The sequence below is a fragment of the Enterobacter sp. Acro-832 genome (genome assembly GCF_011752745.1).
Classification (GTDB): Bacteria; Pseudomonadota; Gammaproteobacteria; order Enterobacterales; family Enterobacteriaceae; genus Enterobacter; species Enterobacter quasiroggenkampii.
Genome location: NZ_VWWX01000004.1, coordinates 183,481 through 195,842 on the forward strand (window position 1 = coordinate 183,481; position 12,362 = coordinate 195,842).

The following is a 12,362-nucleotide window of genomic DNA, read 5'->3' on the forward strand; positions in this document are numbered from 1 at the left end:
AACCCGCTTAACGCGGGTTTTTTTATGTCTTCAGATTGCCGGTGGCGTAAACAGCGCCGAGTAGTCACGGTTACAGATTCGCTGTACCGCGGGGTGCTGAATCATTCTTTCGGCAAATATGGCGTGATACTCCTCCATCACGTTATCCACTCTGCCTATCTCCGTAATCTTGTCATCCGAATAGAGATCGTGCGCGTAGAGCGTCGGCGCAACAAAGATGGCGTTATGCGCTTCACCAAAGGCTTTCATCAGCGCCGCATCGTCAAACTCACCGAGGATTTCCACCTTCAGCCCCTGGGAATTAAACCAGTTCAGCAGCTTGCGTCCGAGCATGGAACGTCTTCCCGGCACCAGCAGGCGACGCTCTTCCAGGCAGGCCGGGAAGGGTTTCTCCGGCGGCGGATTAATGCACCAGAAGCTCACGCCGCATTCACCAATCTTCACCGAGAACAAGCCTTCCTGCTGCGTCGAGTCAATCGGGCAGTCCGAGATAATCATGTCCAGCTTGTGCTGGCTTAGCTGTTCCAGCAGCATCTCGTGAGTGGATTCAAAGCAGCGAAGATGAATTTGTTCATCTTCAACCACCGCCGCGTCCAGCACGCCGCTCACCAGCCGTTTGGACAGCGCATCCGCCACGCCAACATCAAAGAGCAGGTTCGACTCTTTGCGATAGTTAACGATATCCAGCATCTCCTGGCTCAGGGTGAACATCTTGTCCGCGTAGCGGAAAACCAGTTCACCCAGTTCGCTGGGTTCAATCCCGCGCCCCTTACGCTTGAACAGCTTGCCCTGCAAACGCTCTTCCAGCGCCTTAATTTGCCCGGTGATAGTTTGCGGCGTCAGGTAGAGCGCCTCTGCTGCCCCGACCACCGATCCCTGTTTATAGACGTGCCAGAAGTAGTAAAGATGGTTGTAATTCAAATGAGACATCGCGTCTTCTCTCCCTGAGTGTGTATCGGGAGAAGGCTCGCCTCCTCCCGGTGTTCCGTTATGCCTGGACGGCCTGTCCGGACAATTTTACCTTCAGCAAGGTATAACCGATTACCGCGGCCAGTAATGACCCGATAAGAATGCCGAGTTTCGCCCAGACGATCAGCTCAGGCGCATGCGCGCCAAACGCCAGCGTCGAGATAAAGATCGACATCGTAAACCCGATACCACACAGCACGCCGACGGCCATAATCTGCTTAAACGTGGTGCCGTGCGGCAATGACGCCAGCTTCAGTTTCGTCGCCAGCCAGCAGAAAAGACTAATACCCAGCGGCTTACCGATAAACAGCCCGGCAATAATGCCCAGCGGCAGCACGGACGTTAGCCCGTCCAGCGTCACCCCGCCGAGGGAAACGCCCGCGTTGGCAAACGCAAACAGCGGCAGGATCATAAAGGCGACCCACGGGTGCAGCACATGCTCCAGCTGTTTGGCAGGCGACTTGCCGTCCTGCGGCTTCAGCGGCACGAAGAAGCCGACGATCACCCCAGCCAGCGTGGCATGCACGCCTGATTTCAGCACCGCCGTCCACAGCACCATCCCCACGAGGATGTAGATACCGATGCGGCGCACATTAAAGATGTTCAGCAGCGCCAGCACCGCAATCGCCCCGGCAGCCACGCTCAGAGACAGGATCGACAGATCGCTGGTGTAGAACAGCGCGATAATCACAATGGCGCCAAGGTCATCAATAATCGCCAGCGCCATCAGGAAGATTTTCAGGGCTACCGGCACGCGGCTTCCCAGCAAGGCCAGCACCCCGAGCGCAAAAGCGATATCCGTCGCAGCCGGGATTGCCCAGCCGTGACGTGCGATCGGATCCTGCCAGGTGAACGCCAGAAAGAGCAGCGCCGGCACCACCATCCCGCCGAGCGCAGCAATGACCGGGAACGCCGCACGCTGGCGGCTGGCAAGCGAACCCAGCACCAGCTCGCGCTTAACCTCAAGCCCCACAAGCAGGAAGAACACCGCCATCAGCGCATCGTTGATCCACAGCAGCATGTTCTTGTTGATTTCCAGCGCCCCGACCTTCAGTTCAACGGGCGTTTCCAGAAAAGCATGATACAGATCGCGGGTCATTCCGACGTTGGCCAGTACCATCGCGGCCGCAGCAGCCATAATCAGGATCACGCCGCCGGATGCCTCACTGCTAAAGAAACGGTGTAGTAATTTCACTTTAGTTCTCTCTTTTACAACAATACCTCGATAAAACCATAATACCAAGCCAGATAGCTCGGCAAAAACAGATTAATATTGAGTATAGGTTCAGTTTAACCGAGCAATACCGACAAAAAGAAAAAGCCCGGAATCGCTTCCGGGCTTTTGCGGATGAAAACCAGCTAGTCGATTAGCGGGTCAAATCATCGAAGAATTTTTTGACACCATCGAAGAAGCTTTTGGAGCGCGGGCTATTTTTCTCACCCGTCGGGCCACCGAAACTCTCCTGCAACTCTTTCAGCAGCTGTTTCTGCTTGTCGTTCAGGCCAACCGGCGTTTCCACGACGACGCGGCAAAGCAGGTCGCCCTGCGCACCACCACGAACGGATTTAACGCCTTTACCGCGCATGCGGAACAGCTTACCGGTCTGGGTCTCGCCCGGGATCTTCAGATTGACGCGACCATCCAGCGTCGGTACTTCAATTTCGCCACCAAGTGCCGCCATCGCGAAGTTGATCGGCACTTCACAGTACAGGTTATTCCCTTCACGCTCGAAAATCGCGTGCTGTTTAACCTGCACCTGAACGTACAGATCGCCTGCCGGTGCGCCGTGTTCACCTGCTTCACCTTCGCCCGCCAGACGAATGCGGTCGCCCGTATCGACGCCAGCTGGGATCTTAACGGACAGGGTCTTGGTTTTCTCAACGCGACCGTGGCCGTGGCACTTGGTGCACGGATCTTTAATCAGCGTACCGCGACCGTGACAGTGCGGACAGGCCTGCTGTACCGCGAAGAAGCCCTGACGCATCTGCACCTGGCCGGAGCCGTGACAGGTTGGACAGGTCTGCGGCTGCGTACCCGCTTTCGCGCCGCTGCCGTGGCAGACGTCACACTCTTCCAGCGTCGGAATACGGATCTCTTTGGTGACGCCGCGAACGGCCTCTTCCAGCGTCAGATCCATGTTGTAGCGCAGATCCGCGCCGCGCGCCGCGCGCTGACGACCACGACCGCCGCCGAAGATGTCGCCAAACACATCGCCAAAGATATCGCTGAAGTCAGCGCCGCCGCCAAAGCCGCCGCCACCGAATCCACCGCCGCCCATGCCGCCCTGTTCAAAGGCTGCGTGACCGTACTGGTCATAGGCCGCACGTTTTTGTGCATCGGTCAGGACTTCATAGGCTTCTTTGATCTCTTTAAATTTGGCTTCAGCCTCTTTGTCACCCTGATTACGGTCCGGGTGGAATTTCATGGCCAGGCGCTTATACGCCTTTTTGATTTCACGCTCTTCCGCAGTTTTCGGAACGCCTAAAATCTCGTAATAGTCTTGCTTTGCCATTGGTTTTTTTAAGCCCCTTAACATGCGAGCACGGGCGTGGAGAGTTCTCCTACGCCCGTGCCGATTAATTACCCTGCATCAGGGCGATTATTTTTTGTCTTTAACTTCTTCGAACTCAGCGTCGACAACGTCGTCGTCTTTCGCGTTGTTCGCAGAAGCGTCAGCGCCCGCCTGCTGTTGAGCGTGCTGCTGCTGAGCGATTTCCATCAGCTTCTGGGAAGCCTGTGCCAGCTCCTGCATCTTCGCTTCGATGTCCGCTTTGTCTTCGCCTTTCAGAGACGTTTCCAGCGCGCTCAGTGCAGTTTCGATAGCAGTTTTGTCTTCCGCTGGCAGCTTATCGCCGGCTTCTTCAACCTGCTTACGGGTGCTGTGCAGCAGATGGTCACCCTGGTTACGGGTCTGAACCAGCTCTTCGAACTTACGGTCGGATTCAGCGTTAGCTTCGGCATCGCGAACCATTTTTTCGATTTCTGCTTCGTTCAGGCCAGAAGATGCCTTGATGGTGATCTTCTGCTCTTTACCGCTGTTTTTGTCTTTCGCAGACACGTGCAGGATACCGTCAGCATCGATGTCGAAGGTGACTTCGATCTGCGGCATGCCGCGCGGTGCCGGGTTAATACCGTCCAGGTTGAACTGACCCAGAGATTTGTTATCCGCCGCACGCTTACGCTCACCCTGCAGCACATGGATGGTTACCGCAGACTGGTTGTCTTCAGCGGTAGAGAACACCTGGCTGTGCTTGGTTGGGATGGTGGTGTTTTTGTTGATGAGCGCAGTCATCACACCGCCCATGGTTTCGATACCCAGAGACAGCGGGGTAACGTCCAGCAGCAGTACGTCTTTCACTTCACCGGTCAGTACGCCACCCTGAACCGCAGCACCAATTGCCACCGCTTCGTCTGGGTTAACGTCTTTACGTGGCTCTTTACCAAAGAACTCAGCCACTTTCTTCTGCACCATTGGCATACGGGTCTGGCCACCAACGAGGATAACGTCGTTGATATCAGACACGGACAGGCCAGCGTCCTGCAGAGCAACTTTCAGCGGCTCGATAGAACGGTTCACCAGGTCTTCTACCAGGCTTTCCAGTTTCGCACGGGTCACTTTGATGTTCATGTGTTTAGGACCGGTCGCGTCTGCGGTGATGTACGGCAGGTTCACGTCGGTCTGCTGAGCGGAAGACAGTTCGATCTTCGCTTTCTCAGCGGCTTCTTTCAGGCGCTGCATAGCCAGCGGGTCGTTACGCAGGTCAATGCCCTGATCTTTCTTGAACTCGTCAACGAGGTAGTTGATCAGACGGGTATCGAAGTCTTCACCACCCAGGTGGGTATCACCGTTGGTTGCCAGAACTTCGAAAGTTTTTTCGCCGTCAACTTCGTCGATTTCGATAATAGAGATATCGAAGGTACCACCACCCAGGTCGTAAACCGCGATAGTACGGTTGCCAACTTCTTTATCCAGACCGTAAGCCAGTGCAGCCGCGGTTGGTTCGTTGATGATACGTTTTACTTCCAGACCTGCGATACGGCCAGCATCTTTGGTTGCCTGACGCTGAGCATCGTTGAAGTAGGCAGGAACGGTGATAACAGCTTCAGTTACCGGCTCACCCAGGTAATCTTCAGCGGTTTTCTTCATTTTTTTCAGCACTTCAGCAGAGATCTGCGGTGGTGCCGTTTTGGTGCCTTTCACATCAAGCCATGCATCGCCGTTATCTGCTGCGATGATTTTGTAAGGCATGATGGAAACGTCACGCTGAACTTCTTCGTCCTGGAAGCGGCGACCGATCAGGCGTTTAATCGCAAACAGGGTGTTTTGCGGGTTTGTCACTGCCTGACGTTTAGCCGGCTGACCAACCAGAGTTTCACCATCCTGGGTATAAGCAATGATAGAAGGCGTGGTGCGATCGCCCTCGGCGTTCTCCAGCACGCGTGCAGTAGTGCCATCCATAATCGCTACACAAGAGTTGGTTGTACCCAGGTCGATACCAATAATTTTACCCATCTAAACGTCTCCACTAAAAATTCAGTCAACATGTGGTTGTGTACCTGTAATAAGGGCAGAACGTGCTTTTTCAACTGCCCAGATTTGATTTTTTTTCAGGTCCACACACTGCGGTTGACTACAAGATGGGGTCGCGACGGCATCCATCAAGGGGGAATGATAAAAAAAATTTTAATTTCACCCTGATGAGATCATAGACGCCATCGATTGCGCCCATTATGATGCCGCGCCCCGTCAGGGAGAACTGACGCGGGTTTAACCATTTCACCATATTAATGATGATTTTTTTGAGGACTTATGGGCAACACTAAGTTGGCTAATCCGGCTCCGCTGGGCCTGATGGGTTTTGGCATGACCACTATTCTGCTGAACCTGCACAATATCGGGATGTTCCCGATGGATGGCATCATCCTGGCGATGGGCATTTTTTACGGCGGTATCGCGCAAATTTTCGCGGGCCTGCTGGAATATAAAAAAGGCAATACCTTCGGCTTAACCGCCTTCACCTCTTACGGTTCTTTCTGGCTGACCCTGGTTGCCATTCTGCTGCTGCCTAAAATGGGTATGGCAGACGCGGCAAACGCCCACTTCCTGGGCGTTTATCTGGGCCTGTGGGGCATCTTCACCCTGTTCATGTTCTTCGGTACCCTGAAAGGCAACCGCATGCTGCAGTTCGTCTTCCTGAGCCTGACCGTCCTGTTCGCCCTGCTGGCAATCGGTCACCTCGTGGATAACGAAGGCATCGTTCATGTTGCAGGCTGGATTGGTCTGGTTTGCGGCGCGAGCGCTATCTACCTTGCAATGAGTGAAGTGCTGAACGAGCAGTTTGACCGCACCGTGCTACCGATTGGTGAAAAACACTGATCCTTCTGTCGTGTCCGCCTCGCGGGCACGACATCCCTTCTTCTGCCCCAGCCAAATCCCTAATCCCAGCCCCATCACCGACAGCGCCAGCACGTACCAGGCCGGAGCCATGGGAGACACGCCCATCAGGACCGTCACCGCAATCGGCGTCAGCCCACCGAAAATGGCATACGACACGTTGTAGGAAAACGAAATCCCGGTGAAGCGAACCTCTGGCGGGAACGCGCGCACCATCACGTACGGTACCGCCCCGACAACGCCCACGCACAGCCCTACCACGCCGTACAGCAGGAACAACTGTTCAGGATGGCTGCCTGCCAGATGGTAAAACGCCCAGCTTGAAGCGGCCAGTAACAGGCTGCCGACAATAAAGGTGACGCTGGCACCGAAACGATCCGCCGCCAGCCCGGCGGCCAGACAGCCAAAGCAGAGCATGATTGTCGCGATACTGTTTGCCTGTAGCGTCACGGCAGGGGCGAAACCGTATTGCTTTTGCAGCCAGACTGGGGACATCAATATCACTACCACAATGCCCGCCGAGAGCAGCCAGGTGAGCAGCATCGATACCACCACCGCTTTTTTATGGCGTACCACGACCGCCTTCACCGGCAGCTCCTGCGCCAGCGCTTTGCGCTGCTGCATTTCGAGGAAAATGGGGGTCTCCTGCAGCCAGCGGCGCAGGTACATCGCGACCAGACCAAATGCCCCGCCCAGCAGGAACGGAATACGCCACCCCCAGTCGTGCACAGCCTGCTGCGTCATGCTGGTATTCACAATGGTTGCGACCACCGAGCCGAGCAGGATCCCGACCGTCAGCCCCGCCGTTAAGGTTCCACAGGCGATACCAATGCGGCGCGCCGGAACATGCTCCGCGACAAACACCCACGCGCCCGGCACTTCACCGCCAATTGCCGCGCCCTGAAGCACGCGCATCAGTAACAGCAGCAACGGCGCGAGAATGCCCATCGAGGCATAGGTAGGCAACAGACCAATTGCCAGCGTGGGTACCGCCATCAGCAGGATGCTTAGGGTAAACATCTTCTTACGGCCGACCAGATCGCCAAAGTGGGCCATGATAATGCCGCCCAGCGGACGCGCCAGATACCCGGCGGCAAAAATGCCGAAGGTTTGCACCTGACGCAGCCACTCCGGTATATCTGCCGGGAAGAAGAGCTCCCCCACCACGGCGGCGAAGAAGACGAAGATAATGAAATCGTAAAACTCCAGCGCGCCGCCTAAGGCCGCGAGCGTGAGGGTTTTGTAATCCTGTCGATTCAGAGGTCGGGTGTTATGTGACATAGCGAACCATTATGCGTGTATTGTGGATTTATTTTTACAGCAATCGTAAAGAAAAAATTACTATACCGTAAAACCGTTACCACGCTATCGCCGCTTCAGCTTATGTCACATATTGATTAATTTCAGGAGATTGTTTCGCGACGCGCGTTTTTAGGACGAAAAGCTGCTACCACTTTCTCATCGGTTTCGACATACGGGCCGTCAAGCAGCTGTATACAATACGGTACACTTGCAAAGATGCCGTGAACGATGACGCTGCCGTCTTCCGCTTTAAGCCCTTCCAGGGTCTCTTTGATCGACTTCGGCTGGCCCGGCAGGTTCAGGATCAACGCCTGCTTGCGGATCACCCCCACCTGGCGGGAAAGAATGGCCGTCGGAACAAAGTGTAGACTGATCTGGCGCATCTGTTCGCCGAAGCCAGGCATTTCACGATCGGCAATCGCCAGCGTCGCGTCCGGCGTCACGTCGCGGCGCGCGGGGCCGGTTCCGCCGGTGGTTAACACCAGGTGACAACTCATCTCATCCACCAGCTCACACAGGGTCTGCTCGATGATCGGCTGTTCGTCGGGAATCAGGCGAGTCTGGATCTCAAACGGGGTAGTCAGTGCACTGGCCAGCCACGCTTCCAGAGCGGGGATGCCTTTATCCTGGTAAACACCGCTGGAGGCGCGGTCAGAAATCGACACTAAGCCGATGCGTAAGGTATTCATATCCATTCCATTCAAAGAGTACTGATTAAAGGGAATGATACACGCAGAGAGGGGATTCAGACAGGGGACGAAAGAAGTCGCGTGACCGGGAGCCCGGTCACGCAGAATGATTACAGCAGGTCGCCGATCATTTTTTCCAGTTTGCCCTGGTCAACAGCAAACTTACGGATACCGTCCGCCAGCTTGTCTACCGCCATTGGATCCTGGTTGTGCTGCCACAGGAACTCGGATTCAGTGATGCGCTCTGGGCGTGCTTTCACTTCACCGGTGTAGGACAGTTTACGCTCCAGGGTACCTTCGCTTTCTGCCAGCTCTTTCAGCAGCGCAGGCGCGATGGTCAGGCGGTCACAGCCAGCCAGCTCGATGATTTCACCGACGTTACGGAAGCTTGCGCCCATAACCACAGTCTCATAGCCATGCTGTTTGTAGTATTCGTAGATTTCAGTCACAGAAATCACGCCTGGATCTTCAGCCGGTGCGTACTCTTTCTTATCGGTGTTGGCTTTGTACCAGTCCAGAATACGGCCTACGAACGGAGAAATCAGGTATACGCCGGCTTCTGCACAAGCACGCGCCTGCGCGAAGGAGAACAGCAGGGTCAGGTTACAGTTGATACCGTCTTTTTCCAGCTGCTCTGCCGCGCGAATACCCTGCCAGGTAGAAGCCAGTTTGATCAGGATACGGTCGTTACTGATGCCCGCGTCGTTGTACATTTTGATCAGACGTTTCGCTTTGGCGATAGACGCTTCGGTGTCGTAGGAGAGACGCGCATCCACTTCGGTAGAGATACGGCCAGGAACCAGTTTCAGGATCTCCAGACCGATGTTCACTGCCAGTTTGTCAGTGGCATCCACAACCTGCTGCGCGCGGTCATTGCTCTGCGCTTTCGCCCAGGTCACTGCGTCGTCAATCAGTTTGCGATACTCAGGGATCTGTGCGGCGTTAAGGATCAGAGAAGGGTTGGTTGTGGCATCCTGCGGCTGGTAAAGCTTCATTGCCGCGATATCTCCGGTGTCAGCTACGACAGTGGTGAACTGACGAAGGGAGGTCAATTTATCCGTCATGATAGTGTTTCTCTTTTAACGTGCCCTGGATAATTCACGCTACCGACAGCATGCCTGCAGCGGAAAAATGACAGGTTTACTTGTTAGGGGGATGTAACCGGTCTGCCCTGATGATAACACGACGGAGGGGTAGCGCAACCGCAGACAGTGCGCTTAGGCAGAGTATGATAAACTGGAAATATTAACAGGCTGCTAAGCAACAGCATGCCCAATCAGTGGTAGCGCTTACATATTCACATTGGCATCAACAAGAGGGACGTTAATGCCTGATTTCTTTTTCTTTATTAACGAAGTCCTCTGGGGTTCGATAATGATATACCTGCTTCTGGGAGCAGGGATTTGGTTTACGCTACGCAGTGGGTTTATCCAGTTTCGCTATATTCGCAAGTTTGGCAGAAGTCTGAAAAACAGCGTCACGCCTCAGCCGGGCGGATTAACGTCATTCCAGGCGCTCTGTACCAGCCTCGCGGCTCGCCTCGGCAGCGGAAATCTGGCGGGCGTTGCGCTGGCCATCAGCGCCGGTGGGCCGGGCGCGGTCTTCTGGATGTGGGTGACGGCGCTACTCGGGATGGCTACCTCCTTTGCCGAAAGTTCGCTTGCACAACTCTACAAAGAGAAAGATAAACACGGCCAGTTTCGCGGTGGTCCTGCCTGGTACATGGCGCGTGGCTTAGGGATGCGCTGGATGGGCGTCCTGTTCTCGGTTTTTTTACTGCTCGCGTACGGTCTTATTTTTAATACCGTCCAGGCGAACTCGGTTGCCAACGCCCTGCGCTATGCCTTCTCCTGCCCCGAGTGGATCGCGGGTCTCGCTTTAGCCCTCGTCGTTCTGCTTACCATCTCGGTCGGTCTCAAGGGCATCGCTCGCCTGATGCAGTGGCTGGTGCCCATTATGGCGCTGCTCTGGGTTGCCGCGAGCCTGTTCGTTGCCGCACTGCATCTCGACCAGGTGCCGGGCGTGATTGCCACCATCGTCAAAAGCGCCTTTGGCTGGCGCGAAGTGGCCTCCGGGGCGCTGGGCTACACCTTCAGCCAGGCGCTGATGGCGGGTTTTCAACGGGGCATGTTCTCCAATGAAGCCGGTATGGGGTCAACCCCCAACGCGGCCGCCGCCGCCTCTTCCTGGCCGCCGCACCCGGCCGCACAAGGCATTGTGCAGATGATTGGCGTCTTTACCGATACCATTATTATCTGTTCCGCCAGCGCCATGATTTTGCTGCTGGCAGGCCCCGTACCGCACGCGTCGGGCACCGTCGGGATACAGCTTCTCCAGCAGGCGCTGGTCAACCTGACCGGCGGCTGGGGAGCCGGATTTGTCTCGCTCATCCTGATCTTGTTTGCCTTCAGTTCGATAGTGGTGAATTACCTTTACGCCGAAAATAACCTTATTTTCCTGAAACTCGACTCCCGCGCCGCAATCGGAACCCTGCGCCTGGGGGTCATCCTGATGGTGATTGCAGGCTCCCTGCTCAGTATGCCGCTGGTCTGGCAGCTGGCCGATATCATTATGGCGCTAATGGCGATCACTAACCTCACGGCAATCCTGCTGCTCTCGCCCGTGGTGACCCTGATTGCCAGAGACTATCTGCGTCAGCGCAAACTCGGCGTTCCGCCGGTCTTTGATCCCGCCCGCTATCCCGATATCAAGGCGCAGCTTGCCCCCGGCACGTGGGATGATTTGCCGCGGCAATAACAGCTATCGATCAATTCGGGGCGATTTTTTGCTAAAGTCGCTCTAAATTTCCTGCAAGGACTGGATATGCTGATTCTGATTTCACCTGCAAAAACGCTCGACTACCAGAGCCCGCTCGCCACCGAACGCTATACCCAGCCTGAACTGCTGGACTATTCGCAACAGCTGATCCGCGAAGCGCGTAAGCTCTCTGCGCCGCAAATCGCCTCGCTGATGAGCATCAGCGACAAGCTGGCAGACCTTAACGCGACCCGCTTTCATGAATGGCATCCGGATTTCACCCCTGCCAACGCTCGTCAGGCGATTCTGGCATTTAAAGGCGACGTGTATACCGGCCTGCAGGCGGAAGATTTTAGCGAAGCCGATTTCGATTTTGCCCAGCAGCATCTGCGCATGCTGTCGGGTCTGTACGGCGTACTGCGCCCGCTGGATCTGATGCAGCCGTACCGTCTGGAGATGGGGATTCGTCTGGAGAATGCCAAAGGCAAAGACCTTTACCATTTCTGGGGCGATATCATCACCGATAAGCTGAATGCGGCGCTGCACGCACAGGGCGATAACGTAGTGATTAACCTGGCGTCCGATGAATATTACAAGTCGGTGAAGCCGAAAAAACTGGATGCCGACATCATCAAGCCGGTATTCCTTGACGAGAAGAACGGTAAGTTCAAAGTGATCAGCTTCTACGCCAAGAAAGCGCGTGGCCTGATGAGCCGCTACATTATCCAGAACCGCCTGACGAAGCCGGAGCAGCTAACCGCCTTCAACAGTGAAGGCTACTTCTTTGACGAGGCGTCGTCAGGGAAAGGCGAACTGGTGTTTAAGCGCCACGAGCAGTAAAAACAAACCCCGCCAGCTGGCGGGGTTTTGCATTAGTGGTGTTTCCAGTCCGGGCCGCGATCGTCGTGGCGGTCATCGTGGTGATGGTCATCGTGACGATCGTCGTGTTTACGATGCTCATCATGTGGGCGCCAGTGGTTATCGCGCCAGTCATAATGCGCTTTCCACCAGTCGTGGTCGCGCCAGCGGCCGCCGTCCCAGTAATGCCCGTTATTATCCCGGTCGCCAATCTGCAATTTGACCGCAGGTACGAGGGTGATTTCGGATGCCTGTACCGCCATGGGAGCGACCAGCATCAGTGAAAGCGCAATCAGCACAGGTTTCAGTGTAGACATCGGTGACTCCTTATTATCTTTGCCCAACGTGGGCCGATGTAAGGAGAGTACGCGAGGGGAACGGGGGATGTTAT

11 protein-coding genes are annotated in these 12,362 nt (G+C 55.4%); 3 read left to right on the top strand and 8 right to left on the bottom strand.

The window, feature by feature from the left end:
• Nucleotides 1–30: 30 nt before the first annotated feature.
• From nhaR to dnaK, 4 genes are all read right to left on the bottom strand, one after another.
• The gene (nhaR, locus tag F3J31_RS15650) at nucleotides 31–930 is read right to left on the bottom strand and encodes a transcriptional activator NhaR (RefSeq protein ID WP_032660752.1); all 900 of its coding nucleotides are present in this window, start codon (nucleotides 928–930) and stop codon (nucleotides 31–33) included.
• Nucleotides 931–988: 58 nt separating this feature from the next.
• Entirely contained in the window at nucleotides 989–2,164 is a 1,176-nt protein-coding gene (gene nhaA, locus F3J31_RS15655; RefSeq protein WP_047746184.1) for a Na+/H+ antiporter NhaA, read from the bottom strand.
• A gap of 172 nt (nucleotides 2,165–2,336) precedes the next feature.
• Nucleotides 2,337–3,482, bottom strand: coding sequence for a molecular chaperone DnaJ (dnaJ, locus tag F3J31_RS15660; protein WP_008502040.1), 1,146 nt, complete (start codon nucleotides 3,480–3,482; stop codon nucleotides 2,337–2,339).
• An 87-nt stretch (nucleotides 3,483–3,569) separates the two neighbouring features.
• Nucleotides 3,570–5,483: a molecular chaperone DnaK gene (gene dnaK, locus F3J31_RS15665; protein WP_048028553.1), complete on the bottom strand. Its 1,914-nt coding sequence runs from the start codon at nucleotides 5,481–5,483 to the stop codon at nucleotides 3,570–3,572.
• A gap of 297 nt (nucleotides 5,484–5,780) precedes the next feature.
• Here dnaK and satP point away from each other — a divergent pair, with 297 nt between their 5' ends.
• Nucleotides 5,781–6,347, top strand: a complete 567-nt coding sequence (gene satP / locus F3J31_RS15670; protein ID WP_167214035.1) for an acetate uptake transporter — start codon at nucleotides 5,781–5,783, stop codon at nucleotides 6,345–6,347.
• Here the strand turns inward: satP and F3J31_RS15675 are convergent.
• From F3J31_RS15675 to tal, 3 genes are all read right to left on the bottom strand, one after another.
• Nucleotides 6,324–7,646 (bottom strand): MFS transporter, encoded by a 1,323-nt coding sequence (locus F3J31_RS15675; RefSeq protein WP_048028554.1) that lies wholly within the window; start codon nucleotides 7,644–7,646, stop codon nucleotides 6,324–6,326. The two genes, satP and F3J31_RS15675, sit on opposite strands and share 24 nt — an antisense overlap.
• A gap of 122 nt (nucleotides 7,647–7,768) precedes the next feature.
• Nucleotides 7,769–8,356 carry a molybdopterin adenylyltransferase gene (gene mog / locus F3J31_RS15680; RefSeq protein WP_008502044.1) on the bottom strand — a complete coding sequence of 196 codons (588 nt, stop codon included), beginning with the start codon at nucleotides 8,354–8,356 and terminating at the stop codon, nucleotides 7,769–7,771.
• 110 nt (nucleotides 8,357–8,466) lie between these two features.
• Complete coding sequence (gene tal, locus F3J31_RS15685; RefSeq protein WP_024907418.1) at nucleotides 8,467–9,420, bottom strand: transaldolase; 954 nt, start codon at nucleotides 9,418–9,420, stop codon at nucleotides 8,467–8,469.
• 262 nt (nucleotides 9,421–9,682) lie between these two features.
• Between tal and F3J31_RS15690 the strand changes: the two genes are divergently transcribed.
• Both F3J31_RS15690 and yaaA read left to right on the top strand, forming a co-directional pair.
• Nucleotides 9,683–11,113: a sodium:alanine symporter family protein gene (locus F3J31_RS15690; RefSeq protein WP_045907759.1), complete on the top strand. Its 1,431-nt coding sequence runs from the start codon at nucleotides 9,683–9,685 to the stop codon at nucleotides 11,111–11,113.
• Nucleotides 11,114–11,179: 66 nt separating this feature from the next.
• The gene (yaaA, locus tag F3J31_RS15695) at nucleotides 11,180–11,953 is read left to right on the top strand and encodes a peroxide stress protein YaaA (protein ID WP_048225595.1); all 774 of its coding nucleotides are present in this window, start codon (nucleotides 11,180–11,182) and stop codon (nucleotides 11,951–11,953) included.
• A 32-nt stretch (nucleotides 11,954–11,985) separates the two neighbouring features.
• Here the strand turns inward: yaaA and F3J31_RS15700 are convergent, their stop codons facing one another.
• Complete coding sequence (locus F3J31_RS15700; protein WP_063620732.1) at nucleotides 11,986–12,288, bottom strand: DUF2502 domain-containing protein; 303 nt, start codon at nucleotides 12,286–12,288, stop codon at nucleotides 11,986–11,988.
• Nucleotides 12,289–12,362: the final 74 nt, after the last annotated feature.

Bases quoted from the DNA above. Each gene is read 5' to 3' on its own strand.
- nhaR (WP_032660752.1), bottom strand. From the start codon at position 930: ATGTCTCATTTGAATTACAACCATCTTTACTACTTCTGGCACGTCTAT.
- dnaJ (WP_008502040.1), bottom strand. From the start codon at position 3,482: ATGGCAAAGCAAGACTATTACGAGATTTTAGGCGTTCCGAAAACTGCG.
- dnaK (WP_048028553.1), bottom strand. From the start codon at position 5,483: ATGGGTAAAATTATTGGTATCGACCTGGGTACAACCAACTCTTGTGTA.
- satP (WP_167214035.1), top strand. From the start codon at position 5,781: ATGGGCAACACTAAGTTGGCTAATCCGGCTCCGCTGGGCCTGATGGGT.
- F3J31_RS15675 (WP_048028554.1), bottom strand. From the start codon at position 7,646: ATGTCACATAACACCCGACCTCTGAATCGACAGGATTACAAAACCCTC.
- mog (WP_008502044.1), bottom strand. From the start codon at position 8,356: ATGAATACCTTACGCATCGGCTTAGTGTCGATTTCTGACCGCGCCTCC.
- tal (WP_024907418.1), bottom strand. From the start codon at position 9,420: ATGACGGATAAATTGACCTCCCTTCGTCAGTTCACCACTGTCGTAGCT.
- F3J31_RS15690 (WP_045907759.1), top strand. From the start codon at position 9,683: ATGCCTGATTTCTTTTTCTTTATTAACGAAGTCCTCTGGGGTTCGATA.
- yaaA (WP_048225595.1), top strand. From the start codon at position 11,180: ATGCTGATTCTGATTTCACCTGCAAAAACGCTCGACTACCAGAGCCCG.
- F3J31_RS15700 (WP_063620732.1), bottom strand. From the start codon at position 12,288: ATGTCTACACTGAAACCTGTGCTGATTGCGCTTTCACTGATGCTGGTC.